This is a genomic window from Sphingomonas sp. SphC10 (assembly GCF_057004845.1).
Map to the genome: position 1 here is coordinate 41,915 of NZ_JBSLMQ010000002.1, position 25,539 is coordinate 67,453.

Annotated in this window: 24 protein-coding genes; 17 read left to right on the plus strand and 7 right to left on the minus strand. The window is 62.4% G+C overall.

Annotated features, from left to right (window positions below; all coding sequences use genetic code 11):
* Window positions 1–147: 147 nt before the first annotated feature.
* Together ACWKSV_RS17915 and ACWKSV_RS17920 are read right to left on the minus strand one after the other, a co-directional pair.
* Window positions 148–2,400 (minus strand): AAA family ATPase, encoded by a 2,253-nt coding sequence (locus ACWKSV_RS17915; RefSeq protein ID WP_066667207.1) that lies wholly within the window; start codon window positions 2,398–2,400, stop codon window positions 148–150.
* Window positions 2,401–2,682: 282 nt separating this feature from the next.
* Window positions 2,683–3,606: a LysR family transcriptional regulator gene (locus tag ACWKSV_RS17920; RefSeq protein ID WP_022674945.1), complete on the minus strand. Its 924-nt coding sequence runs from the start codon at window positions 3,604–3,606 to the stop codon at window positions 2,683–2,685.
* Window positions 3,607–3,716: 110 nt separating this feature from the next.
* Here ACWKSV_RS17920 and ACWKSV_RS17925 point away from each other — a divergent pair, with 110 nt between their 5' ends.
* From ACWKSV_RS17925 to ACWKSV_RS17980, 12 genes are all read left to right on the plus strand, one after another.
* Window positions 3,717–4,874, plus strand: a complete 1,158-nt coding sequence (locus tag ACWKSV_RS17925; RefSeq protein WP_066667191.1) for a muconate/chloromuconate family cycloisomerase — start codon at window positions 3,717–3,719, stop codon at window positions 4,872–4,874.
* Between the two features lie 5 nt (window positions 4,875–4,879).
* Window positions 4,880–5,170, plus strand: a complete 291-nt coding sequence (catC, locus tag ACWKSV_RS17930) for a muconolactone Delta-isomerase (RefSeq protein ID WP_022674943.1) — start codon at window positions 4,880–4,882, stop codon at window positions 5,168–5,170.
* A gap of 62 nt (window positions 5,171–5,232) precedes the next feature.
* Window positions 5,233–6,126 (plus strand): dioxygenase family protein, encoded by an 894-nt coding sequence (locus ACWKSV_RS17935; protein ID WP_022674942.1) that lies wholly within the window; start codon window positions 5,233–5,235, stop codon window positions 6,124–6,126.
* A 24-nt stretch (window positions 6,127–6,150) separates the two neighbouring features.
* Window positions 6,151–7,539, plus strand: coding sequence for a Rieske 2Fe-2S domain-containing protein (locus ACWKSV_RS17940; protein WP_022674941.1), 1,389 nt, complete (start codon window positions 6,151–6,153; stop codon window positions 7,537–7,539).
* Window positions 7,536–8,024 (plus strand): benzoate 1,2-dioxygenase small subunit, encoded by a 489-nt coding sequence (gene benB, locus ACWKSV_RS17945; protein ID WP_022674940.1) that lies wholly within the window; start codon window positions 7,536–7,538, stop codon window positions 8,022–8,024. Before ACWKSV_RS17940 ends, benB begins: the two co-directional genes overlap by 4 nt.
* Window positions 8,025–8,045: 21 nt before the next feature.
* Window positions 8,046–9,077 (plus strand): benzoate 1,2-dioxygenase electron transfer component BenC, encoded by a 1,032-nt coding sequence (gene benC / locus ACWKSV_RS17950; protein ID WP_022674939.1) that lies wholly within the window; start codon window positions 8,046–8,048, stop codon window positions 9,075–9,077.
* Complete coding sequence (benD, locus tag ACWKSV_RS17955) at window positions 9,074–9,850, plus strand: benzoate diol dehydrogenase BenD (protein WP_022674938.1); 777 nt, start codon at window positions 9,074–9,076, stop codon at window positions 9,848–9,850. The genes benC and benD overlap by 4 nt, the downstream gene beginning before the upstream one ends.
* A gap of 10 nt (window positions 9,851–9,860) precedes the next feature.
* Window positions 9,861–10,571 (plus strand): CoA transferase subunit A, encoded by a 711-nt coding sequence (locus ACWKSV_RS17960; RefSeq protein WP_022674937.1) that lies wholly within the window; start codon window positions 9,861–9,863, stop codon window positions 10,569–10,571.
* Window positions 10,571–11,239: a 3-oxoacid CoA-transferase subunit B gene (locus ACWKSV_RS17965; protein ID WP_022674936.1), complete on the plus strand. Its 669-nt coding sequence runs from the start codon at window positions 10,571–10,573 to the stop codon at window positions 11,237–11,239. The genes ACWKSV_RS17960 and ACWKSV_RS17965 overlap by 1 nt, the downstream gene beginning before the upstream one ends.
* Complete coding sequence (gene pcaD / locus ACWKSV_RS17970) at window positions 11,239–12,015, plus strand: 3-oxoadipate enol-lactonase (protein ID WP_066667190.1); 777 nt, start codon at window positions 11,239–11,241, stop codon at window positions 12,013–12,015. Before ACWKSV_RS17965 ends, pcaD begins: the two co-directional genes overlap by 1 nt.
* 6 nt (window positions 12,016–12,021) lie before the next feature.
* The gene (gene pcaF, locus ACWKSV_RS17975; RefSeq protein ID WP_022674934.1) at window positions 12,022–13,224 is read left to right on the plus strand and encodes a 3-oxoadipyl-CoA thiolase; all 1,203 of its coding nucleotides are present in this window, start codon (window positions 12,022–12,024) and stop codon (window positions 13,222–13,224) included.
* A 31-nt stretch (window positions 13,225–13,255) separates the two neighbouring features.
* Window positions 13,256–14,593 (plus strand): MFS transporter, encoded by a 1,338-nt coding sequence (locus ACWKSV_RS17980; protein ID WP_022674933.1) that lies wholly within the window; start codon window positions 13,256–13,258, stop codon window positions 14,591–14,593.
* Between the two features lie 473 nt (window positions 14,594–15,066).
* Here ACWKSV_RS17980 and ACWKSV_RS17985 read toward each other — a convergent pair whose 3' ends face one another.
* The 3 genes from ACWKSV_RS17985 to ACWKSV_RS17995 all read right to left on the minus strand — a co-directional run bounded on the left by ACWKSV_RS17985 (window position 15,067) and on the right by ACWKSV_RS17995 (window position 16,760).
* Window positions 15,067–15,393, minus strand: coding sequence for a Rap1a/Tai family immunity protein (locus ACWKSV_RS17985; protein WP_223178489.1), 327 nt, complete (start codon window positions 15,391–15,393; stop codon window positions 15,067–15,069).
* Between the two features lie 75 nt (window positions 15,394–15,468).
* The gene (locus ACWKSV_RS17990) at window positions 15,469–15,813 is read right to left on the minus strand and encodes a PepSY domain-containing protein (RefSeq protein WP_236614763.1); all 345 of its coding nucleotides are present in this window, start codon (window positions 15,811–15,813) and stop codon (window positions 15,469–15,471) included.
* 56 nt (window positions 15,814–15,869) lie between these two features.
* The gene (locus ACWKSV_RS17995; protein WP_008603797.1) at window positions 15,870–16,760 is read right to left on the minus strand and encodes a DUF1259 domain-containing protein; all 891 of its coding nucleotides are present in this window, start codon (window positions 16,758–16,760) and stop codon (window positions 15,870–15,872) included.
* A 195-nt stretch (window positions 16,761–16,955) separates the two neighbouring features.
* On the opposite strand from ACWKSV_RS17995, the gene ACWKSV_RS18000 reads away from it, so the two are divergent.
* From ACWKSV_RS18000 to ACWKSV_RS18015, 4 genes are all read left to right on the plus strand, one after another.
* Window positions 16,956–17,879, plus strand: a complete 924-nt coding sequence (locus ACWKSV_RS18000; RefSeq protein ID WP_008603798.1) for a chromate resistance protein ChrB domain-containing protein — start codon at window positions 16,956–16,958, stop codon at window positions 17,877–17,879.
* A 2-nt stretch (window positions 17,880–17,881) separates the two neighbouring features.
* Complete coding sequence (gene chrA / locus ACWKSV_RS18005; RefSeq protein WP_008603799.1) at window positions 17,882–19,279, plus strand: chromate efflux transporter; 1,398 nt, start codon at window positions 17,882–17,884, stop codon at window positions 19,277–19,279.
* Window positions 19,280–19,353: 74 nt separating this feature from the next.
* Complete coding sequence (locus ACWKSV_RS18010) at window positions 19,354–20,022, plus strand: superoxide dismutase (RefSeq protein WP_017184236.1); 669 nt, start codon at window positions 19,354–19,356, stop codon at window positions 20,020–20,022.
* Between the two features lie 88 nt (window positions 20,023–20,110).
* The gene (locus ACWKSV_RS18015; RefSeq protein WP_157838154.1) at window positions 20,111–21,190 is read left to right on the plus strand and encodes a Cj0069 family protein; all 1,080 of its coding nucleotides are present in this window, start codon (window positions 20,111–20,113) and stop codon (window positions 21,188–21,190) included.
* A gap of 84 nt (window positions 21,191–21,274) precedes the next feature.
* Here ACWKSV_RS18015 and ACWKSV_RS18020 read toward each other — a convergent pair whose 3' ends face one another.
* Window positions 21,275–21,835 carry a recombinase family protein gene (locus ACWKSV_RS18020; RefSeq protein WP_017184234.1) on the minus strand — a complete coding sequence of 187 codons (561 nt, stop codon included), beginning with the start codon at window positions 21,833–21,835 and terminating at the stop codon, window positions 21,275–21,277.
* A 173-nt stretch (window positions 21,836–22,008) separates the two neighbouring features.
* On the opposite strand from ACWKSV_RS18020, the gene ACWKSV_RS18025 reads away from it, so the two are divergent.
* A complete protein-coding gene (locus tag ACWKSV_RS18025) occupies window positions 22,009–24,978 on the plus strand; it encodes a Tn3 family transposase (protein WP_008603805.1) in 2,970 nt (989 codons plus the stop codon).
* On the opposite strand, the gene ACWKSV_RS18030 is transcribed toward ACWKSV_RS18025, so the two are convergent.
* On the minus strand, window positions 24,962–25,369 hold the full coding sequence (locus tag ACWKSV_RS18030; protein WP_184116617.1) for a nuclear transport factor 2 family protein: 408 nt from the start codon (window positions 25,367–25,369) through the stop codon (window positions 24,962–24,964). The genes ACWKSV_RS18025 and ACWKSV_RS18030 overlap by 17 nt on opposite strands.
* Between the last annotated feature and the right edge of the window lie 170 nt (window positions 25,370–25,539).

A 25,539-nucleotide genomic window follows, 5' to 3' on the forward strand; every position in this document is an offset into this window, starting at 1 on the left:
CGGTGGTGCCCTTGCCGATCAACACGTCGCCGATCGCCGAAATGGTCCACGGCGCTCCCAACCGCGTCTTTGCCTGCAAAATCCGGGCGGGTTGGTGTGTCGGATGAACGCCGGTGCCGTCAAGCGGGCGAAGGTGGCGCGCGGGGTCTAAGCCTCCGCGAGTGCCTTCAGGCCGCCGTAGTGGAGTGGTGCGACCGCCTCGATCATCTCGAGCAGGTAGATCGTGTTCTTCTGGGTTTCCGCCACGAGGGCTGGGTCGAACGACTTGCCGGTGTGGTGCGAGAGGTCATTGGCGAACTTGTAGATCGCCGTCTTCTTGTGCGGGTCGAAGTCGGTCTCCTCGAGCTTCCGGTGCAGGCTCCGGTTGGAGGGCACGTGGAAGTCGAGGAACGTCTCAAGCACCTTACGGGCTATGTTCGGGACGTGGTAGCAGCCGAGGATCGTCCCGTCCGACTTGAAGGTGTGCAGCACCTTGAACAGGTAGTGGTATTCGGTCGCGTGATCGATGAGTAACCGGTCGAGCGGCGCGAGGCGTGCGGAACGGCCTTCCTCCGTTTCGGAGCAGAGGACCATCGTGAAGGTCTTCTCCGCTCTGGGTCCTGGAATGTTCTGAAGCCAGTTGATGACTAGTCTGAGAAACTCGAAGTTATGGGTGAGGATGAAGAGTTGCTTGGCACCCTGCGTCCTGTTCTTCAGGAACGAGAAGGCTTGGTAGATCGCCGAGGCGTCGAGGCTTGAGATCGGGTCGTCGATGACCACCACTCCCTCCGACATGTCGAAGTCGCGGTCCGTCAGCTGCACTAGGAAGTATAGGAACGCGATCGCGGTCTTCTCACCCTCGCTGAGGCGCCTCGCCGGCCTGCCTCGTCGCATGACATGGTAGCCGTCCACGCCTGAGTCGAACCGTAGATCGGTCCTGCCCAGGAATTGACAAAGATCCCTCGTCAGGTTCTCTCCGCCCTTGTGCTCGTTCGAGACCTGAGCCTGCTTCGCCGCGATGGAGGCGTTCAGCGCCGCGATGCCGCGCACGTCCGGCAGGCCCTCGCCACCGTTCCGCAGCAGGGCGATCTCGACCGTGGCGGCGACTATCCGCTCGGCCAGCTCATCAGCCTGCCCCTTGATTGAACGCAGGTAATGTGCCTCGATCGCGTCACGCGACGTACTGCGTGCGCTGTCGAAGCCGGCGGTTTTCTCATTATGGCGCTCGATGATCGCGTTTAGGTTCGTGAAGGACTGCGCCAGCCTGGCCGTATCACTGGACGCCGTGGCCTCGTATGATCGGGTGCGGTTGGCCAACTTGCTCGTGAGCGTGGCGTCAACCTCGCCCAGCCGGGCCTTGAGCTCTATGAGCGCGGCGTCGAGTTCTTTGGTTGCTGCGTCGTAGCTGTCACGGAGTTCGGAATAAAGGGCGAGGCGGTCCGGCGCGATGATCCGGTTCAGGCCCTCGATTGCCGCTGACAACCGGTCGCGCTCGCGCTCGATGCGCGCCTTCAGTCGTTGGTCCTCCGCGCTGAAGTGGTCCGCCAAAGCTGCGAGCCGTTCAGCAGGCATCGGTCGCGCGCAGAATTCGCAGGTCTCCGAGGAATGCCGGCCGTGCAGGGATATGCCTTGCTCGACCCAGCTTGCGATGTCGGGCTTCCCCAACAGGCGTTCCAGGACATTCGACTGCGCGGACTCGGCCGCCAGGTCGCACGCGCGCAGCGCAGTGCCTCGCGCTACGGCGATGGCGCTCTCTGGTTCGTCAACGCCGATCCGGACGCTCGGCTCTTGGATTTGGACGATCGACGGCATCATGTCCTGGTGGACGGTGGTGTGGTGGAGGGCGAGTTCTTCGTCGGACAGCTGCTCGCCCCCGGTAAGATTCCGGAACGCGCCCTCCGCGTCAGGCTTGCGGTAGCTGCGCAGGGTCGCCCCGCTCGTCGCCTCGCCGATCGTCTTCGCGATGCCCGAGAACAAGCGCCCACGCTCCGTCTCCAGCTTGGCGACCGATGCGTCCAACTCCGCGATGCGCCGGAGGCGGGCGTCTCGTGTGTCGATCTCTGACTTGATCTCCGCCGCGACCAGCTTGTTCTCCTCACCCAAAATGAGGATGTGACGCAGCGGCCCGTCCAAACCGCCGATGTTCGCCTCGATGAAGTCGCTGTTGAACGCCCGCACCTTGCGCCCATACCGGGTTCCGCGCGCCAACGCGCCCGACTGGGTCTCGATTGTGAACTCTAGGTCAGGGTGATCCGCGTGCTCGCCCTCCTCGAGGCAGGCGAGCAGACGCGAGAGCGTCGTCTTGCCCGAGCCGTTCTCGCCATAGATCAGGTTGTATCGGTTCAGGTCGGGGACCTCAGGGCTGCGCGAATAGTCACCGAAGACCCCGAGGTTCTTGATCCTTCGTATCTGTGTGAGCACCGGCCCGCCTCCCCGAGCTTTGATTAGCATGGCGGATGTCAGACAAACAGAGCGCGATGTCCGATCGTCGACGCGCTTCCACCGACAGCCCGCCTCGCAGCTGGCGCCATGCAGGTTGCGGGGCTCGCGGCTCCTGCTGATCGGTTCCGACAAGAAGTAGGAGAGCAACTTTCAGCTGACCGCAGGCATCGACCTAGACTTGGGCGAGGCCATCGCGCAGGGAAGGTTTCGCGATGGCCCCTAAGCTTACTTAAAAAGAGGGCGTCGATGCTGCTAGTTTAGTTATACCGTGATCAACAGCGCTTCGGGCACAGGATATTTCCAGTCGTTGTACTTGCGCGCGATGATACGCATGAAAGCAGAGATTTCTGGTGAAAAATCGCCGACACGGTGGCTCATAATGATAGGTGAATGGGCGGGTTCTAGTAGCTCTAGGTAACGAACGTCGTCCGGGCGTGCTCGCTTTACGGATTCTGGAATGATGGCGACTCCCTCCTCCGCCGCCACTAAGCCAATCGCAATCTGCAATTCTCTAGCTTCGTGGATGACGCTGGGCGTGAGACCATTGTCATGAAACAGCGACAGAACTTGATCGGCGTAGCTCGGCCGCGGAGCGCTCGGGTAAAGGATTACTTTTTCGCGAGCGAGTGCCGCCAATGAAATGGGACCGCCGTCTATGCCCAGTGTGCTGGCAAGCGGTACCGCTGCGATTAGGGGTTCTCGTCGCAGGACGGTGCGTCGCACGGCAGGATCCTCAAATCGGATGCGCCCAAAGCCAATATCAATACGGCCTTCCTTTAGAGCAGCGATTTGATCAAGGGTCGTACTCTCCACCAGCGTCAACTCTACATCGGGTAGCTCGGAGCGAAACTCACGTATTAGTGCCGGCAGCCGGGCGTAGATCGTGGATGACACGAACCCAATCGTAAAGCGCCGCTTATCGGTCGCGATCGCGGCCTCCATCATCGCACGCATGTCTTCGACACGCCGCAGAATTTGCACGGCCTGATCGTGGAAGAAGTGCCCCATGGGCGTCAGGGAAAGCGGCCTGCTCGTACGATCGATCAATTCTGCACCGATCTCGGCTTCCAATTGCTGGATTGACCGGCTGAGGGGCGGCTGCGCCATGTGCAGCCGCTCTGCCGCCTTATTGAAATTCCGTTCGGCCGCGACGGTCACAAAATAGCGAAACTGACGAAGATCCATCGCTTGAATACCCTGTGAGTATCGTGAGCAAACCACATTGATCTTTGCGCGTCCAGCCCCTCCGACGTACCTATGCTGGGATAACGTAGAGCTGAGGATGTGGAGAGGTCATGGTCACGATCGCAGAGATCGATACCTTCATCGTCGATATTCCGACGATACGTCCGCATGTCCTAGCGATGGCGACGATGCATCACCAGTCGATCGTACTGGTGCGAATGCGCGACTCCGACGGTTTAGAAGGTATCGGTGAAGGCACGACGATCGGCGGCCTCAGCTACGGTGAGGAGAGCCCTGAAGGTATAAAACTCGCCATCGACAGCTACATCGCTCCTGTGCTCAGGACCTGCGACCCGACTAGAGTCGGCGCCGCCATGGCCAAGGTGACGCAAAGCGTTTTCGGCAACCATATCGCTAAGTGTGCGGTGGAGACGGCGCTTTTAGATTTGGCAGGCAAGCGCCTGGGAGTACCGGTGTCCGAGCTGATCGGTGGGGGACGCGTCCGCGACAGTCTTCCGGTTGCGTGGACGCTGGCGAGCGGTGACACCGCGCGCGACATCGAGGAAGCGGAGCGCGTTCTCGATCTTCGCCGGCATAACATCTTCAAGCTCAAGATCGGCAAGCGATCGGTCCGCGACGACGTCTCGCATGTCGCTGCCATCAAAAAGGCGGTTGGTGACCGCGGCAGCGTCCGTGTCGACGTCAACCAGAACTGGGATGAAGCACAGGCCGATCTCGGTATGCGTCTATTGCAAGATGCCGGTGTCGACCTCGTCGAGCAACCAGTCGCAAGGCATGCGCACGCATCGATGGCGCGGCTGTCGGCTAAGCACATCGTGCCGCTGATGGCGGACGAGGCGCTACATGGTCCCTGTGACGCCTTCGCTATTGCCGCCTGCTCGGGCGCCCGCATCTTCGCGGTGAAGATCGCGCAATCGGGTGGTCTGCTACCCGCACATGCTGTCGCGACGATTGCCCATGCCGGCGGTGTTGGCCTCTACGGCGGGACGATGCTTGAAGGCGGTGTCGGGACAGCGGCGTCGGCCCATCTGTGTGCAACCCTTCCGACGCTCGCATGGGGCACAGAGCTGTTCGGTCCGTTGCTGCTTACCCAGGACATACTGGCAGAACCGCTTCGCTACGCCGACTTCGAGCTCGCGGTCCCGACCGGTCCCGGCCTCGGTGTGGCGCTCGATGAGGACCGCGTGGCTTTCCATCGTCGAGACCGCACCGCACCCACACTCCACGTCGTTGCAGAGAGGGCCTGACGACCATGTTGTTCCAGGTAGAGATGGACGTGAACATACCGATCGGCTTCGACGCCGAAGAAGGCGCCCGCCTCAAAGCTGCCGAAAAGGCGCGGTTCCAGGATCTCCAGCGTGCGGGCACATGGCGGCACATCTGGCGGGTCGTAGGCCAATACGCGAATGTCAGCATCTTCGATGTCGCTTCGAATGCCGAACTGCATGACATTCTAATGAGCCTGCCGCTCTACCCTTTCATGACGATGCGGGTCACTGCCCTGTGCCGCCACCCGTCATCGCTCCACGACGACGACCGCTGAAGCAGCCGCAACTGATAGACCGCCCAAGGCGGCGACCAGATAGAATTCCAGGAGAGACCCCCATGGACGTTTCCTTCGTACAGACCCCCGCAATCCAGGACCTGCTCGACCGCGTTGCCGGTACAGCGTCAACCGACGGCAATCCTCGGGTGAAGGCCATCATGCGCGATCTCGTCGAAGCAACCATGACGATCATCGTCCGTCACGATATCAGTGAGAACGAGGTCTGGAGTGCGGTCAACTATCTGCAATCGGCTGCCGGAGAATTTGGCCTCCTCATGCCCGGTACGGGCATCGAGCATTTCCTCGACCTGTACATGGACGCCAAGGATGCGGAGGCGGGCAAGACCGGCGGCACACCGCGTACGATCGAAGGCCCCCTTTACGTCGAAGGCGCTCCGCTAGTCGAGAACGACGCCAATCTGACGGATGACCCGGATGAGACGACCACCCTCTACATGACAGGTCAGATCACGGGACCTGACGGGGAGGCGGTGAAGAATGCCATACTTCACGTCTGGCACGCGGACTCGCGTGGGTTCTACTCGCACTTCGATCCGACCCACGAACAGACGCCCTTCAATAACCGCCGGCGGATCAAGCTCGGCGACGATGGGCGCTACTCGTTCCATTCCAAGATGCCGAACGGCTATAGCGTCCCGCCGGGTGGTGCGTCAGATCAGCTGATGAAGGTCTTGGGTCGACACGGCAATCGCCCTGCCCACGTTCACTTCTTCATCGAGGCTCCCGGCTACAGGCAGCTGACGACACAAATCAACTTCGGTGACGATCCTTTCGCCGCGGACGACTTCGCCTTCGGCACCCGCGAAGGCCTGCTGCCCGTGCCGAACCGGCAGGGCGACAGCGCTCACATCGCTTTCGATTTCCAGCTGCAGCGCGCTGAGGTGGCAGACGACGAGGCCTTCTCAAACCGCGCCCGGCTCGCCGTCGCCTGACATTCGTCGCAAAGGAGAAGCACCATGACCGACCTTCGCGCAAATATCCGCGAACGCCTCGAAACCGCGGTCGTTGACGATCCCGCCACGGGCGCATTCCGCTGCCGACGCGACGTATTCACCGATCCGGCCCTGTTCGACCTCGAGATGAAGCACATCTTCGAGGGGAACTGGGTCTATCTCGCCCACGAGAGCCAGATACCGGAGAACAACGACTATTTCACGACCTTCATCGGCCGTCAGCCGATCATCATCACGCGCGACAAAACTGGCCAGCTCAACGCGGTCATCAATGCCTGCGCGCACCGGGGCGCGATGCTCTGCCGCAAGAAGCATGGCAACAAGGGCAGCTTCACCTGCCAGTTCCATGGTTGGACGTTCAGCAACGCGGGCAAGCTTCTCAAGGTTAAGGACGGCAAGACGGGAGACTACCCCGAGGCGTTCAACACTGAGGGTTCGCACGATCTGACCAAGGTAGCGCGTTTCGAGAACTACCGCGGTTTCCTGTTTGGCAGCATCAACCCCGACGTGCAGTCGTTGGAGGATTGGCTTGGCTCGACCCGCGTGATCATCGACCAGATGGTCGACCAGGCGCCAGAAGGGCTGGAGGTGCTTCGCGGGAACTCATCCTACGTCTACGACGGCAACTGGAAGCTTCAGATGGAGAATGGCGCGGACGGCTATCACGTCAGCGCAGTCCACTGGAATTACTCGGCAACGACCGGCCGGCGCAAGGAGGAGGCCACCAAGGCAGTCGACCCCGATGGTTGGTCGAAGAGCGTTGGCGGCGTCTACGGCTTCGACAACGGCCACATTCTGTTGTGGACACGGCTCCTCAACCCTGAGGTTCGCCCCGTATACGCACACCGCGAGGAGCTGGCGGAGCGACTGGGCGAGGAGCGTGCCAAGCCGATCGTCGATCAGACGCGCAACCTGTGCCTCTACCCCAATGTGTATCTGATGGACCAGTTCTCGACGCAGATCCGGGTCATCCGTCCGGTGAGCGTGGATAAGACCGAGGTCACGATCTACTGCTTCGCGCCGAAAGGCGAGGCGGACGCCGAAAGGGCGCTTCGCATCCGTCAGTACGAGGACTTCTTCAACGTCAGTGGGATGGGCACGCCTGACGATCTGGAGGAGTTCCGCTCCTGCCAGACCGCCTACGAAGGCGCAGGCGATTTGTGGAATGATCTGAGCCGCGGCGCTACGCACTGGATCGCGGGTCCTGATGAGAACGCCACGGCGATGGGTCTAGAGCCTACGCTCAGCGGCAATCGCAGCGAGGATGAGGGTCTGTTCGTGCGGCAGCACGAATATTGGGCGCAGACGTTGATCGCGGCCCTCGACAAGGACGATGGTGGCGACGGCGGCAGCACTGTCCGGCAGGTCGACCGTTTGCGGGTGGCAGCATGACACTCGCTTATGACCGGGTTGCCGCGTTCCTCTTTCGGGAGGCGCGGCTGCTCGACGATCGGCAGTGGGATGAATGGCTGACCTGCTACGCGCCCAACGCAGTGTTCTGGATGCCGGCTTGGGACGACGACGACAAACTGGTCGAAGACCCTCAGCGTGAGATTTCGCTGATCTACTATCCCAATCGGGATGGGCTGGAAGATCGCGTCTTCCGCATCAAGACCGAGCGATCGGGAGCAAGTATGCCCGAGCCACGTACGAACCATGCCGTCACAAACATTGAGGTGACGAGCGAGACAGACGGTGTGCTTGAGGTACGGTTCAACTGGCATACGCTCAGTCACCGCTACAAGGAGACGCTGAGCTTCTTCGGGACATCCTATTACACCATCGACGCGACTGGTGATCAGCCGGTCATTACCAACAAGAAGGTCGTGCTCAAGAACGACTACATCCGCCAGGTGATCGACATTTATCACATCTGACGCCGGGCTCGAGAGGATCACATGGGCTACCGTATCGCACTCAACTTCGAGGACGGCGCTACGCGCTTCATCGACTGCAACGCAGGCGAGAAGGTGCTCGACGCCGCGTTCCGCCAGAAGATCAACCTGCCGATGGACTGTTCGGACGGCGTATGCGGCACATGCAAGTGCCGCTGCGAGCAGGGCAGCTACGAGCTTGGCGACGAGTACATCGAAGAAGCGCTGACCGAGGACGAGGCGGAAGAAGGCATGGTCCTGACCTGCCAGATGCAGGTCTCGTCCGATTGCGTGATCGCAGTGCCGGTGCCGTCGTCGGCGTGCAAGGTGAAGCCCGCCATACATGGCGGCGAAGTTGCCAGCGTGGAGATGGTCTCCGACAGCACGATCATCCTCACGCTGCGGGTGGACGATCCCGCCGCTCTAGGCTTCCTCCCGGGCCAGTACGTGAACCTGATGGTTCCGGACACTGGGCAACACCGCTCCTATTCGTTCAGCTCCAAACCTGGCGCGGCGGAAGCCAGCTTCCTTATCCGCAACATTCCGGGCGGCCTGATGAGCAGCTGGCTTAGCGAGAAGGCGCAGCCCGGCGCTCGGATGAGCTTTGTCGGACCGCAGGGCAGCTTCTTTCTGCGAAACGTCGATCGCCCGACAATACTCCTCGCCGGTGGCACCGGCCTAGCGCCGATCCTGTCGATGTTGGAGGTCCTTGCTGATCAGGGCACCGAGCAGCCGCTTCACCTGATCTATGGCGTGACCAAAGATGGCGACATGGTCGAGATGGAGCGCATCGACGCTTTGGCCGCCCGCCTGCCGACGCTGACCTCTGCGGTATGCGTCGCCGATCCGGAGAGCGGACATCCCCTCAAGGGTTATGTCACCGAGCATCTTTCGGACGACCACCTCAACGCCGGTGACTGTGACATCTACCTGTGTGGACCGCCGCCCATGGTCGAGGCTGTACGCACCTTTCTGCGGGACAAGGGCGTTGAGCCAAAGCACTTCCACTACGAAAAATTCGCGCCCAGCGAGAGTTCGGTAAAGGCTGCGGCATGATCTTTGCCGACCGGTTCCGTGGCAAGACGATGGTCGTGACGGGCGCGGCGCAGGGCATCGGCCGCGGCGTTGCGCTACGTGCGGCCGCTGAAGGTGCGGCCGTCATGCTTGTCGATCGCGCCGACTTTGTCGCCGATGTCGCACATGAAGCAGGCAGGGCCGCGCGCGCCTTTGTTTGCGATCTCGAGACGAGCGAGGGTGCCGTATCGGCGATGCGCGCGGCCGAAACCGAGTTCGGCCGCGTCGACATCCTCGTCAACAATGTAGGCGGCGCGATCCGTATGCGACCGTTCGCCGAGTTTGAGCCGCAGCAGATAGAGGCCGAAATCCGGCGATCGCTCATGCCAACGCTCTGGAGCTGCCACGCCGTCCTGCCAATCATGCTCCACCAGGGAGTGGGTACGATCGTCAACGTCTCGTCCAACGCGACGCGTGGCATCCGACGGGTACCCTATTCGGCGGCCAAGGGCGGCATCAACGCAATGACCCAAAGCTTGGCGATGGAATACGGTGACCGCGGCATCCGGGTCGTTGCTACGGCGCCGGGCGGAACGCAGGCCCCGCCCCGCATGGTGCCGCGCAATCCCGACGGGGACGACGCACGTGAGCAGGCCTGGATGGCTGAGGCGGTCGAGCAGGTCACGACGTCCACGTTCCTCGGACGGTACGCGACGCTCGATGAGCAGATCGCGCCGATCCTCTTCCTCGCCTCGGACGAGGCATCGTACATCACCGGCTCCATCCTGCCCGTCGCGGGCGGTGACCTGGGCTGATCGGAGCGACATGAAGAACAAGGTCTACGACAATCCGGCGGCGGCCCTCGACGGGCTGCTTTTCGACGGCATGACGATCATGTCGGGCGGCTTCGGCCTGTCCGGCAATCCCGAAAGCCTGATCCCGGAAATTCGCGCAAGCGGGGTGAAGGGGCTGACCGTCATCTCCAACAACGCCGGCGCCGACGGCTTCGGCCTCTGGATGCTGCTGGAGACCCGACAGATCGCGAAGATGATCTCGTCGTACGTGGGCGAAAACAAGCTTTTCGAGCAGCAGTACCTCTCGGGCGAGCTTGACCTTGAACTTACGCCGCAAGGAACCTTGGCTGAGCGCATTCGTGCGGGCGGTGCGGGCATCCCGGCATTCTACACCAAAACGGGCGTCGGCACCGTCGTGGCGGAGGGCAAGCCCGTCGAGAACTTCGACGGAGAGGAGTACGTCCGCGAGACCTGGCTGCGATCCGACCTGTCGATCGTAAAGGCCTGGCGGGCGGACCCGGCGGGCAACCTCATGTTCCGCAAGACCGCGCGCAACTTCAACCCGAACATGGCGACAGCGGGTCGGGTCACTGTGGCGGAGGTCGAGGAGATCGTGGAAGCGGGCAGCTTCGACCCCGATTGCATCCACACGCCCGGCATCTTTGTCGACCGGGTCGTCCTGTCGACCATCAACGAGAAGCGGATCGAGAAGCTGACGGTTCGCGAGAAGGAGGACGCGTGATGGCCGGCGATACGAAGGGCTGGACCCGCGAACAGATGGCGGCGAGGGCCGCTCGCGAGCTGCAAGACGGGTTCTATGTCAATCTCGGCATCGGCATACCGACGCTGGTAGCCAACTACGTTCCTGAAGGTCTTGACGTGACGCTTCAGTCAGAAAACGGAATGCTCGGAATTGGCCCATTTCCTACGCGTGATGCGGTCGATCCTGATCTCATCAACGCCGGCAAGCAGACGATTACAGCGCTGCCCACGTCCAGCTTCTTCTCGTCGGCGGACAGCTTTGCGATGATCCGCGGCGGGCACATCGACATGGCCGTTCTCGGCGCGATGGAGGTCAGCGAGACTGGTGACATCGCGAACTGGACCATCCCGGGCAAGATGGTGAAAGGCATGGGCGGCGCGATGGATCTCGTCGCCGGCGTCAAGCGTGTTGTGGTCGTCATGGATCACGCCAACAAGGCAGGCGTATCTAAGATACTGCCGGCCTGCACCTTGCCGCTCACCGGCAAGGCGTGCGTTGATCTGATCATCACGGACCTGGCCGTTCTCGCATGCGACAAGCCTGGATTACGCCTGATCGAGCTGGCCCCAGGCATCACCGTGGACGAGGTGCGGGCGAAGACTGATGCATCATTCACAGACGAAACCGCGTTAGAGCGCGCTGCCTGATGCCTTTCATCCGATCGCAAGGCGCTGACATCTACTGGAAGGTCGAAGGCGACACCGCTGCTCCGTCGCTGGTGCTGCTGAATTCCATTGGGACCGACATGGACCTGTGGGACGCGGCAATTCCCGCGCTTAGGCATCGGTTCTCGCTTTTGCGCATCGACACCCGTGGTCACGGCGCATCCGATGCCCCGGCAGGAGACTATGAGCTGTCGATGCTCGCAGGCGACGTGGCAGCGGCTATGGATGCAGCTGACGTTGAAGCCGCATTGGTGGCGGGCGTGTCCCTGGGCGGCATGATCGCCATGCAGCTTGCAATGGACGCGCCGGAAAGAGTTACCGGCTTGGCGCTCATATGCACCTCGGCAACGATGGATCGATCCGCCTGGACGGCTCGGGTCGAGAAGGTGCGGGAGGAAGGCGTAGCTGGGATCGCTGACCTTGCCATGTCGCGGTTTCTATCGCCAAGCTTTGTGCAAGCCAGGCCCGAGATCGCCGCCAGCGTACGACGTGGCCTGCTCTGTATGGAGCCGGCAGGCTATGCCGGGTGCGCGGCTGCTATCCGTGACATGGACATCGCTGATCGCTTGCAAACAATCTCCGTTCCAACGCTCGTCGTCTCGGGGGACCGCGATACCTCGACACCGTTCGTCGGTCATGGCGAGCACCTGATCGAACGCATCTCGGGTGCTCAACATGTCATGCTCGATGCTGCTCACCTTGCTCCGCTTGACGCACCAAACGCCCTTGCCGACGCCATTATCGACGCCTTCGTCTGAGGTCCCATGCCTGACGCCTTCATCTGCGACGCCATCCGTACCCCCATCGGCAAGCTCAATGGCGGCCTGTCATCGATCCGCGCCGACGACCTCGCGGCCATCCCCATCCGCGAGCTCGCCGCACGCAACGCAGGCGTAGACTGGGAAACCGTTGACGACACGATCCTTGGTTGTGCCAACCAAGCGGGAGAGGACAATCGCAACGTCGCGCGCATGGCCGTGCTTTTGGCCGGGTTGCCTGAAGCCGTGCCAGGTACAACCGTCAATCGCCTCTGCGGCTCAGGCCTAAACGCTGTCGGCATCGCGGCGCAGGCGATACGCTGCGGGGATGCACAGTTCATAATCGCCGGCGGTGTCGAGAGCATGAGCAGGGCACCGTACGTGCTCGGCAAGGCTAATTCAGCCTTTGACCGCTCTCAGAAGATTGAGGACACGACGCTGGGATGGCGCTTCGTCAATCCCGCGATGCGTCACGCCTATGGCGTCGACTCCATGCCCGAAACCGGCGAGAACGTCGCTGACGTGTGGCGCGTATCACGCGAAGATCAGGACCGCTTCGCCCTCGCCAGCCAGGAGAAGGCCGCAGCAGCTATCGCTAGTGGTCGTGTGGCGGCTGAAATCGTGTCGGTCAGCGTTCCTCAGCGAAAGGGCGATCCGATCGATTTCTCACAGGATGAGCATCCGCGCGCGTCAAGCCTGGGCGCTCTTGCCAAGCTGAAGCCGGTGGTACGCCACGACGGTACGGTGACGGCGGGGAACGCCTCCGGGCTAAATGACGGCGCAGCAGCTATGCTCGTCGCCTCCGAAGACGCCGCATCACGTAACGGGCTTCGTCCTCGCGCACGTGTGCTTGGCATGGCAGCAGCTGGCATCGCGCCAAGGATCATGGGCGTCGGTCCGATCGAGGCGGCGCGCAAGCTGAGCAGGAATACCGGGATTAGCCTTGATCGGCTCGACGTGATCGAGCTGAATGAGGCATTCGCCAGTCAGGCCATCGCTACGTTGCGTGATCTTGGCATCGCGCAGGATGATCCGCGCGTAAATCGGAACGGAGGGGCTATTGCGTACGGCCATCCGCTCGGCATGTCGGGTGCGCGGATTACGATGACGGCCGTTGAGGAGCTGCATCGCACCGGTGGTCGCTACGCCATGGCATTCATGTGCATCGGCGTCGGCCAGGGGATCGCGCTCATGCTGGAGCGTGTCTGAGACGTCACCGATTTTGCAGGGGAGTAGGTCTATGGCAGGCACCGTGGTCAACGACATTGTCGACGAGGCCACGTTCGGCCGCTTCCACTGGACAATCGTCGTCCTCTGCGGCCTGCTCCTCATCGTCGATGGCTACGACGTCTTCATCTATGGCGCGATCCTGCCCCAGCTGATGGAACAGTGGGACCTCACCCCACCCCAGGCGGGCTCGCTCGCAAGCTGGGCGCTGTTCGGCATGATGATCGGCGCGCTAACCTTCGGATCGCTGGGCGACCGGATCGGGCGCAAGCGCTGCATCGCCATCTGCTTCTCCATCTTCAGCGTGTCGACGATCGTCAACGGCTTCGTCGGGAACACAACGGAGTTCGGGGTCATGCGCTTCCTGGCGGGACTAGGATGCGGTGGGCTCATGCCCAACGCCGTGGCGCTGACGAATGAATATGCACCGAAACGCCTGCGAACGACGCTCGTGGCGCTGATGTTCAGTGGCTACGCAGTCGGCGGCATGGTAGCCGCCGGGCTCGGCATCTGGCTGCTGCCGACGTTTGGTTGGCGTGCCATGTTCTTCGCTGCCGCGGTGCCTCTTTGTCTGCTCCCGATCGTGCTCTGGAAGCTACCTGAGTCGCTCGCCGTTCTGATACGTCGGGGGGACGAGGGACGTGCGAGTGCCATTCTGACGAAGATCGCACCCGGCCGCACGGTCCCGGGCGGCCAACTGGTCCTGCGGGACGCTAAAGCGGGCTCATCCTCCATCGCCGCGCTGTTTCACGATGGCCGGGCGGGTGGAACGCTGGCGCTGTGGACATGCTTCTTCTGCTGCCTGCTGATGGTGTACGCGCTCGGCTCCTGGCTGCCGCAGCTGATGCGCACCGCCGGCTACGGGCTCGGCTCGAGCCTGTCGTTTCTTCTTGCCCTCAACTTCGGCGGTATGTTCGGCGCCATCGGCGGCGGGCGGCTTGCCGACCGTTACGGACTGGTGCGCGTTGTGGTCAGTTCCTTCGCGATCGGCGCGACGTGTATCGCGCTGCTCGGCGCGAAGAGCCCGACGGCCGTCCTCTACCTGCTGATATTCGTCGCGGGAGCAGGCACGACGGGCACGCAGATCCTCCTCTACGCGACCGTGGCGGACTTCTACGGCGCTTCTATCAAGACGACGGGGCTCGGCTGGGCCTCGGGAGTCGGTCGGGTCGGAGCGATCGTCGGGCCGCTGCTGGGCGGACTGCTGCTCGCTGCCAAGCTGCCGATGGCGTTGAACTTCGTCGCTTTCGCGGTGCCGGGGCTGATCTCGGTCGCGGCGATGATGCTCTTCGCTCGGCGGTACAGGTCGCACGTTCCGGACGAGCTGCCGGGGGCCGCGCTACCCGCCTGAGGCCGTCAGCCGTCGGTGCCCGCATCAAGGACGTAGGCTCAGCAGAATCGGTCAGGGTAGGCAAGCCCATCGCCTGCCCGTGCGATCAGCGCATACTTCCCGGCTGTCTCACTGCAGGCTCCCTGTTACGAAGAACCGGCGGGCGCTCAAAGGCGGTACTCGATCGATAAATGGCTGGCAGCCTTCGGGACCGTACGGAGCAGGCTCAATGGCAGAATGTGGGAGTACGGACCCCTCATCAGAACATGCCGTTCGGGTTTTCAAAGTGGTCGGGGATAATTTGAAGCACATCCGGCGTCACCTCAAGGTTTGTGCGCCAGACAACGATTTGGCAGACATAATGCGAACATCGGCTAATTAGCGAGCTTGAGGCGCGACATGGGATCGTTGAGCTGGCGGAATTCACCGCCAGGCGGACGCTCCGCCTGCCCTCAAAGGCAGCCGCCGGGCAGGCTACGCCGCGGGGTACGATGCTACTGACATGGCCAAGCCTTCGCTAACGAGCGTTCAGCTCCGGCCACCATATGAACACTCATAAAATAGCTATTCTGCTCCGCCCAGCGTAAATATGCCGCGCGCAGCGCCGATCGGTCATAGCGTGGAGCGCGGCATTCCGCTTTTCGCGCGACGATCATCATGTCGAGCACGCCTTGGAGGTAAGCGCCGCATCGCGGCTCATTCGCTTGACAGCTTACGAACAACGCCGAGCCCGTCGCCGACGCGGGTTCGGTTTGGCCGATCGCACTATCAGGCAGGGCGGCCAAAGCGGCGCATAACAATATCCATCGCCTTGGCCGCATTTTCGTCTCCTATTCCGCAGTATCATTTCGGAAGGGGCGCACGGCCCTCGACGGCCGGCGCCCCGTGCTGATCCATCATTCGCGGCCGAGCACCTGGCCTTCGGGCGTGACGAACAGTTCGATCGTCTTTCCGTCGCTGTTCTTGCCCTTGATTTCATAGAGCGTGCTTCCGTCCGCCTTTCGGGTGACTTGCTCCGCTTTGCTTATTGACGCGAGTTGCGCGCGTGCCGCGTTCATCGCGGCCTCGGGCACCTGAGCAAGCGGGATGTCTCGTTCGCTGTGCTTGCCGATTATCCGGTTTTCGTTCGCCTCGTGGTTTTGCGCGATCGCCACGCCCGCGATCGCCAGCGCGGCCGCGCCCACGCCTGCGACAACAGTGAGAGTTCGTTTGCTAGCCATGTTCCATTCCACTTCCTGCATAAGGGCCGTGGGGTCGGGCGGGCGGCGGTTACGGCCCAATGAGCCGTCGTCCGAGTTCAACTCCTCTGATTGTTCATCCTGTCGAGCGCCGCGCGCAGCCCACGGGCGAGCTTGGCTGCGTCGTCGTTGGCCCAGAAGTGCATGAAGAACAGCCGCGGCTCGTCGTTTAGCATATGATTATGCAGCGCCGTGACCTCGATCCCGTTCGTCCGCAGCACGCGCAGGACCGGATCGACCTCGTTTGCGACAAGTACGAAATCGCCGGTGATGGCGGCTCGGCCGTCCCCGGTTGGCTGAAAGTTGATCGCGGTCGCCGTGCCCATCGTCGGCGGAGTCTCCATATCGCCGTCCATCAGCCGCTCGGCGCGCGGAAAGCTGTATTGGAGGATGCCACCGGCCGTCTTGCCCTCACCGCCCATCAACCGGTTGAGCGCGGCCACATCGAGGTCGAGCCGCGATGCGGCTGCGCTGGCCGAAGGCGATTGCGGCGCGGCGAGCGGGGTCCGACTGGCTGATAGCGCTTGCCGGAGCGCGGCCGCGAGCTTCACCGGGTCGCCGTGGCCGGCAATGTGCATGTACATGGTCGCAGGCGAAGAGCGGAGCAGGTGATTGTGGAGCGCGGTGATCGTAAAACCGCTTGCGAGCAGGCGGCTCAAAACGGGGTTCACCTCGTCGTGGGTCAGCACGAGATCGCCCATCACCATCGCCTCGTCGCCCATCGGCTGAAACGCCGCCCAAGAGCCGAGCGCGAGGGAGGGCTTGATCGTCACCCCATCCAGCGTGACGCTCAGGTCCGAACGCGGGAAGCTGTAGCGGTGAACGCCCCCCGGCTGTTCGGCCCCCGCTCGTCCTATCGCCCGGTCGACAGCCGACCAGTCCGGCGCTGCCCATGCCGGGCTTGCCAGCAGGAGGCTGGCGAATCCCAAGGCGATGGTCTTTTTCAGCATAATTGATCCTTCATCAGCGCACTCGACACGGAAAGCCTCACGTCATGCGAGCGCGCCGCCGGCGAGCCGCGACATTGCGCTCCGGTTTCTTTCTTCGGGATAAGCAGTCCTATGTTCATGAGGCTTGTGATGCAACCCTTACACTTGTAGGCTAGTGACGATACAACTATGACAAACACACAAGCTTCCCCTTGGTTGCTCCTGATCCCGCAGCTTCCGGCTAAGCCTGCCTATTTGCGGGTGAAGGTCTGGCGGCGTTTGCAGGCGATCGGGGCCGCGCCGCTCAAGAACGCCGTCCATGCGCTCCCCAATCGCGAGGACACGCGCGCGCTGTTCGAAGAACTGCATCGCGAGATCACCGAAAATGGCGGCGAGGCGCTGATCCTCGAAGCGCGCCTTGTCGGCGGCATGGGCGATGCGGAGCTGCGCGGAGTGTTCGACGCTGCGCGTGACGCCGACTATGAGGAGTTGGCACGCGAGGCGCGCGCGCTGTGTGAGGGCGAGTATGTCGCGGCGGCGGATGTGGGCCGCCTGCGCAAACGCCTGAACGAGGTCGCCGCGATCGACTTTTTCGGTGCGCATGGTCGGCAGGCGGCACAGGCCGCCATCACCGAGGCGGACCGCCGCTCTCACCAACATCCCGATGTGAGCGGCCCCGGTGCGCCCGAGCTGACCCCGGCGGAGCTAAAGCGCCGCGTTTGGGTGACGCGCCGCCATGTCCATGTCGATCGCATCGCGTCCGCCTGGCTCATTCGCCGCTTCATCGACCCCGAGGCGAGCTTCAAGTTCGTCGAGGGCAAAGGATATGTGCCGGAGCCTGACGAACTGAGGTTCGACATGGCGGACGCTGAGTTCACCCACGAAGGCGACCGCTGCTCCTTCGAGACCTTGGTGTTCCTCACCGGTCTCGAGACCGACCCCGCGCTGCGGGCGCTCGGCGAAATTGTTCACGACCTTGATATTGCCGATGCTCGGTTCGAGCGCCCGGAAACTCCGGGAGTGAGCGCGCTTATCGCCGGCATCTGTGCCGGCACCGACGACGACGAGGAGCGGATCGCGCGCGGATCGACCGCGCTCGACGGATTCTATGCTCACTTCACCCGGCGAAAAGAGGACTAAAGATGGAGGCCAGCGCACGCGCTGAAATCGCAGTCGAGACGCTGCACGAGCACGGCATCAGCTTTGGCGAGGCGGTGCGCGTCTGGATCAGGGTCGCGCTGCTCAGCTTCGGCGGACCGGCGGGCCAGATAGCGGTGATGCATCGCATCCTGGTCGAGGAGAAGCGCTGGATCGGCGAGGAGCGGTTCCTCCACGCGCTCAACTATTGCATGCTGCTGCCCGGCCCTGAAGCGCAACAGCTAGCTGTCTATATTGGCTGGTTGCTCCATAAGACCAAGGGCGGCCTGGTCGCGGGCGCGCTATTCGTGCTGCCCGGCTTCCTCGCGATTTTAGGGCTCAGCTATGTCTATGTGCTGCTCGGCGAAGTGGCGCTGGTCGAGGGATTGTTCTTCGGATTGAAGGCCGCCGTGCTGGCGGTGGTGCTACAGGCGGTGGTCCGGGTGGGTTCGCGTGCCTTGAAGAACAACGTCATGCGCGGTTTTGCCGCGCTGGCGTTCGTCGCGATCTTCGTGCTCGACGTGCCCTTCCCGCTGATCGTGCTTGCCGCCGCGCTGATCGGCTTCTTCGGTGGCCGCGCTGGTTACGCCGCATTCAAGGGCGGCGGCGGACATGGTCCCGCCGGCGCTGAGATAATCCACGACCGCGACACCGCTCTTGGCGAGGGCCTTCCCGACCATGCCCGGCCGAACCTCTCTTGGTCGCTGCGCATCTCCGGCGTCCTGCTGCTGCTCTGGCTCGGGCCGGTCGCAGCGCTGCTGTTCGCGTTCGGCCCCGACGACGTGTTCAGCCGCATCGCCACCTTCTTCAGCCAGATGGCGGTGGTGACCTTCGGCGGCGCCTATGCGGTGCTCGCCTATGTCGCGCAGGAGGCAGTCGAGACCTATGGCTGGCTCCAGCCCGGCGAGATGCTCGACGGGCTCGGCATGGCCGAGACCACGCCCGGGCCGCTGATCATGGTGACGCAGTTCGTCGGCTTCCTCGCGGCCTTCCGCGAAGCGACCGGGCTGCCGCCGCTCGTCGCCGCGACCTTCGGCGCAATCCTCACCACCTGGGTTACCTTCCTGCCATGCTTCCTGTGGATCTTCGCCGGCGCGCCATTCATCGAGCGGCTGCGCGGCAACCGCGCATTGTCGGCCGCGCTTTCGGCGATCACCGCCGCAGTGGTCGGCGTGATCCTCAATCTGGCGGTCTGGTTTGGTATCCACACTCTGTTCGAGCAAGTCCGCGAAGTGCCGTTCGCAGCCGGCACCATCGATCTCCCAGTCCTAACGTCCGTCAACTGGCCGGCGCTGGCGCTCGCGGTGGGTGCGATACTCGCCATGTTCCGGTTCAAGGCCGGCATGCTGCCGGTGCTCGGCGTCTGCTCGGTCCTCGGGGCCGCATATGTAATGATCATCTGAAGGAGTGACGCGTGACGATCGACCATCTTTCCCGACGCAGTGCAATCGCAACTCTTGGCATCGGAGCCGCCGCCATGACTATCAACGAAGCCTCTGCGCAGACGCCGGCCGCAGCGCCGGCGGCTGTCCCCGCCTTTGCCGGAAATCATCAGGTCAAGCCGCTCAGGTTCAATCCCGCCAGGCTTCACGGCCTCTCCGAAAGGCTGATCACATCGCACCACGAGAACAATTATGCGGGCTCGGTCAAGGCCCTGAATATGATCGAGACACGACTTGCCGCCGCGCTCGCTGACACGGACCTGCCGCCGGTGGTCTATGGCGGATTGAAGCGCGAGGAGCTGCACCGCACCGGCTCGGTCGTGCTCCATGAGGTCTATTTCGACGGGCTCGGCGGCAACGGCCAGGCAGCCGGTTCCATCCGCGACGCGCTGGGCGCGGCGTTCGGCTCGTTCGACCGCTGGGAAGCCGACTTCCGCCGTACCGGGATGAGCCTTGCCGGCGGATCGGGCTGGTGCGTGCTCGTCTACAATCTCCACACGCGCTCGCTGCACAACCATTGGGCGTGGGATCATATGCACGGTGCGATTGCCGGCGTGCCGCTGCTCGCGCTCGATATGTACGAGCACAGTTTCCACATGGATTACGGCACCGCCGCCGCCAAATATGTCGACGCCTTCTTCCGCAACATCGACTGGGAAGTGGTCGACCGGCGCTATGCCGCGGCTTTGCGCGGCGGCGGCTGAACCCGACCGCCGTGGCTTAACACCCACTGCTGCGCGACACCTGAGTTCGCGACCACAAAGGGGACAGGTCCGATGGGGAGATGCAACAATGACATCCGGCCCGAACATCGCTCTTCTTTGGCGTGGGCAAGCAGCCGAGTGGACGCATCGCTTTCATGAAGCCCGGCAGTGGCCGATAATGCAGGCCTTGCGGGCGCTCGGGGCGACCGCAAGGCCTGTACTGTACAGGGACGAGGCGGTTCGCGAGATTCGGGACGAGCTGCTGTCGTGCGACGCAGTGCTGGTCTGGGTGAATCCGTTGGACATTTCAGGCGACCGCTCGCAGCTCGATCCAATGCTGCGCGAAGTCGCGGGGTGCGGCGTTGTCGTCAGCGCGCATCCTGACGTGATCGCCAAAATCGGCGTCAAGGAAGTGCTCTACACAACGCGATCCATGGAATGGGGCAGCGATGTCGATCGATACGTGGACGCTGAAGGCCTTCGCGCTCGTTTCCCCGAACATCTTGCCGCAGGCCCGCGCGTGCTGAAGCCGAACTACGGCAACGGCGGCAGGAATGTATGGCGTGTCCAACTAGACGAAGCGGGAAACGCTCCGGCTTTGAAAACGTCGGTGAAAGTTCAAGAGGCCCGCCAAGGAAGCAAATCGGAGCGCATCAGCCTAGCCGAGTGCTTGGAAAGGTGGGTGCCGTTTCTAAACGACGGCGGCGTGCTGATCGATCAGGCTTATCAGCCGCAGTCGTCCGAGGGCATGGTCCGCTGCTACGTGTGCGGGCACCGAGTGGTTGGCTTTGGGCACAACCTGATCACTGCGCTGATGACGCCAACGGCCATTGATACAACGTCGTCAACCCCACAGCCGATGGGCCGCGCCATGTTCGGACCGGAGGTGACGCGCTTCGCAGCCTTACGGAAAGCGATGGAGGATCGCTGGATTCCAGAGATGCAAAGGTTGCTGTCGATCGTCGACCACGATCTTCCGCTTCTTTGGGACGCCGACTTCCTATTTCGCCCTGGTGAAGCCATCAGCGATGGCTCCTATGCGCTTTGCGAGATCAATGCTAGTTCGGTTGCACCATTTCCGCCAAGCGCCGTCCAGCCAGTCGCCGCAGCGGCAATCGGTCGCGCTCTTGCCATTCGTTTGACGAAGGAGACCTCCAATCCTCATTGATATGATTCAAGCAATTCAAGAGACGTGACATTGGTCGTATCAATCAGACAAGCCTAAGGGTGAGCGAGGCTGGGTGAAACCGGCTCAGGTGGCAGCGCGGAGATACTGGTAGAGGGTTTCGCGACTGATCCCCAGGTCACGGGCGATGACGGCCTTGCGCTCGCCGTCATCAACACGGCGGTGCAGCTCGGCGACCATTTCGTCGGAGAGGGAACGTTTCCGCCCGCGATAAGCACCGCGTTGTCTGGCGACCGCAATGCCTTCGCGCTGCCGCTCCCGGATCAGGGCGCGCTCGAATTCGGCGAACGCACCCATGACCGAGAGCATCAGGTTGGCCATCGGGGAATCCTCGCCCGAGAAGGCCAGGCTTTCCTTCACGAACTCGATCCGGACGCCTCTTTTGGTGAGGGACTGAACCAGTTTGCGCAGATCGTCGAGATTACGCGCCAATCGATCCATGCTGTGGACCACGACGGTGTCACCCTCGCGGGCGAAGGCGAGCATGGCATCGAGTTCGGGGCGGTTGATGTCCTTGCCCGATGCCTTGTCGGTGAAAATCCGGTCGAGCGACTGCCCGTCCAACTGGCGATCGACATTCTGATCGAATGTGCTCACCCGGACGTAACCGATCCTCTGGCCTTTCATCGCCGCCTCCGGTCAAAATGTCAGGTTGAATTCTATGACACGGCGGAACATGCGTCAATAAATGCTTGCCATAACCCTATCCTGACAGAAACCGCCGCTGCATCCTGACGTCCGGTTAGGCTATACTCCAGATTGACGCTAGCCTGTCGCTCTCGACTCGGGATGGAGGCAGGATGGCGCGGCGGCGATTATTGACCGGAGAAGAAAGGCGTCGCCTGTTCGATATCCCCCATGACGAAACCGCGATCGTCGGCCACTATACCCTTGCCGCCGAGGATCTCGAACTGGTCGGTCGCCGCTATCGCCCTGCCAACCGCCTCGGTCTGGCAACGCAGATCGCGCTTATGCGGCATCCCGGCTTCGGTTTGCAGCCCGACGTCGACGTCCCCGATGCGGTCCTTCACTATCTCGCCGCCCAGCTCTTCGTCGATGTTGATGCGTTCGCCGACTATGGCCAGCGCGCGCAAACACGTAACGATCATGCCGACATTGCGGCACGGCATCTGGGGCTACACCCTTTTCGGCGAGGGGATATACCGCTCGCGCTCGATCTCGCCGCAAGAGCTGCGGAGCGGACCGATCGGGGCGAACCTATTGTCCGCGCATTGATGGAGGGGCTGAAGCAGGAACGCTTCATTCTTCCATCGGCAGACACGCTCGAACGTGCGGGCCTCGCCGGCAGGGCACGCGCCCGCAAAGCCGCGGCGGCGCTCATTGTCGAAAGCCTGGGTCATGCCGAACTGGCGCGGATCGATGATCTGATCGTCAACAACAGCGACTTCGGCATGACGCCGCTGGCCTGGCTGCGCAATTTCGAGGAAGCGCCCACCACGGCGAACATCAACGGGCTGCTGGAACGGCTACGCTATGTGCGCGGAATCGGCATCGACCCGGCGATCGGCGCGAAAATCCCCGACTTCCGGTTCGCGCAGTTCATGCGCGAAGGTGGCGTTGCGCCGGCGTTCCTGCTCTCCGATTATAGCCTTAACAGGCGCCGCGCGACGCTGATCGCGGCGGTCATCGACCTCGATGCCAGGCTCGCCGATGGTGCGATCCAGATGTTCGACAGGCTTGTCGGAAGCCTGTTCACACGGGCGCGGCGCGGGCGGGAAAGGCGCTATCAGGACAGCATCCGCTCGGTCGGCGAACTTATGCGGCTGTTCGGCGCGACGATCGCCGCGCTGGGAGAGGCGGTCGAACATGGCGGTAATCCGCTCGAACTGATCGACGAAGCGGTAGGCTGGCACAGACTGGTCGCAGCCAAATCGCAGGTCGATGCGCTGGCCGAGCTGGCGGGCGAAGATGCGCTTGTCGCGGCGACTGGTCGCTATGCGACGCTGCGGCGGTTCAGCCCGGCTTTCCTCGATACATTCACGTTCAAGGCATCGGGGAGCGGATCGCAACTGGTCAAGGCCATCGAGGTCATCCGCGATACCAATGCCCGCAAGGCCCGCAGCCTGCCCGAGGGCGTTCCGCTCCCATTCGCCAACCGGCAGTGGAAGCGCCTCATCACCGAAGGTGGCCAGGTCGATCGCCGGCGATACGAGACGGCCATCATGGCCACGCTGCGCGATCGGTTGCGCGCCGGCGACATATGGGTCGAAGGAACCCGCAATTATCGCCGCTTCGACACCTATTTGCTGAGTCGACGCGATGCCGATAAGGTGGCCGACAGCCTGCCATTCCAGACCGATGCGGCCGCCTATCTGGAGGAGCGGGCAAGGACGCTCGACTGGCGGCTGCGCCGTTTCGCCAAGCAACTCAAGGCGAACAGGCTCGCGGGCGTGGCGCTCGAACGCGACCGGCTCAAGCTGCAACCCATGCCGGCGATCACTCCACCCGAGGCGGAGGCTCTCGATCGCAGGCTCGACGCCTTGCTTCCGCGCGTGCGGATCACCGAACTCCTGGTCGAGGTGGCCGAGCGCACCGGGTTCCTGAGCGCATTTCGCGATCTTCGGTCCGGCAAGGAGCATGACAACCCGCACGCGATCCTCGCCGCCATTCTCGCTGATGGATCGAATCTGGGTCTAGAGCGCATGGCCAACGCCAGCGACGGGGTGAGCTACGCCCAGCTTGCCTGGACCCACAACTGGTATTTGTCGCCCGAAAACTATCAGGCCGCGTTGGGGATGATCGTTGCCGCGCACCATGATCTTCCTTTCACGCGCCATTGGGGAGCCGGCACTAGTTCATCCTCCGATGGGCAGTTCTTCCGCTCGGGCCGCAACCGATCGGCGGCGGCCGACATCAATGCGAAATATGGCAGCGAGCCGGGCCTGAAGATCTACTCCCACCTGTCCGATCATTTTGCCTCGTTCGGATCGCGGATCATGTCGGCCACCGCCGGCGAGGCCCCCTACGTGCTGGATGGCCTGATGCTCGGCGCCGGCGCGCTACCGCTGCATGAGCATTACACTGATACCGGCGGCGCGACGGACCATGTCTTTGCCCTTTGCCATCTTCTCGGCTTCCGGTTCGTGCCCCGTCTGCGCGACATCGCCGACCGGAAACTCGGCTCGATCGCCGCGCCTTCGACCTACAAAGGCATCGAAAGCCTCATGGGCCGCACGATCAAGACGGCGGCGATCGAAGCCGATTGGGATGACATCGTCAGGATCGTCGCCTCCATTAAGGAAGGAGCCGTTGCGCCCTCCGCGATCCTGCGCAAGCTGGCCGCCTACAAGCGCCAGAACAGGCTGGATTTTGCGCTGGCCGAACTCGGCCGCATCGAGCGGACGCTATTTGCGCTCGACTGGCTTGAACAGCCCGACTTGCGTCGCGCCTGCCAGGCCGGCCTCAATAAAGGCGAAGCACGTCATACCCTTGCCGCCGCGATCTACACCAACCGACAGGGGCGGTTCACCGATCGCTCGATCGAGAATCAGGAATATCGGGCATCGGGCCTCAATCTGCTGATCGCGGCGATTTCTTACTGGAACACCGTCTATATGGACAGGGCCGCCCAGCATCTCCAATCATCCGGCGGCACCTTCGATGATGCGCTGCTTGCCCATCTCTCGCCGATGGGCTGGGTGCATATCAGTTTGACCGGCGACTATCTGTGGCAAAGGGCAAACCGGCTCTCCCCTGGCGAGTTCCGCACCCTCAACGATCCCATGGCCCGCCTCAAACTCGTGGCATAGCCAGTGTTCTCATTATGTCCGCCAAATCGTTGTCTGGCGCACAAACCTTGAGGTGACGCCCATCCCAATGCTCGACGATACGACCCTCATCATCTAATCGGAAGATGTCGATGCCAGCGTAGTCGTGGTCTCCGGGCCAGTGCTGATGGCAGTGCAGGACCACGGTATTTCCTTCTGCAATAGTCCGCTTGAATTCGACTCTCTTGCCAGGCCACTCTCGTGCCATCCGCTCAAAATAGTCGATAAATGCCTGCTTTCCGGTAGCGACTTGAGGGTTGTGCTGGATATATTCTCCGCCGACATATTGCTTGATTGCCTCAGCAGGTCGGCAGTCGTTGAACATCATCTCGTAAAAGGCGATCACGTTCGCCTTATTTAGCTCCAATGACATCTAACAGCATCCTTCCCTGAGAAAACGATCCTCTTTTGAAATGGTGTCGCGAACGGCCGGTCCGGGATCGGGCGCTAATCCCAAGCCAGCGGACCTCCCGCTAGCATTCCCCTTTCACCATCCCGATCGGAGCAGTCGCCGGGCTTAGCGTACGACTTGAACCATCCTCT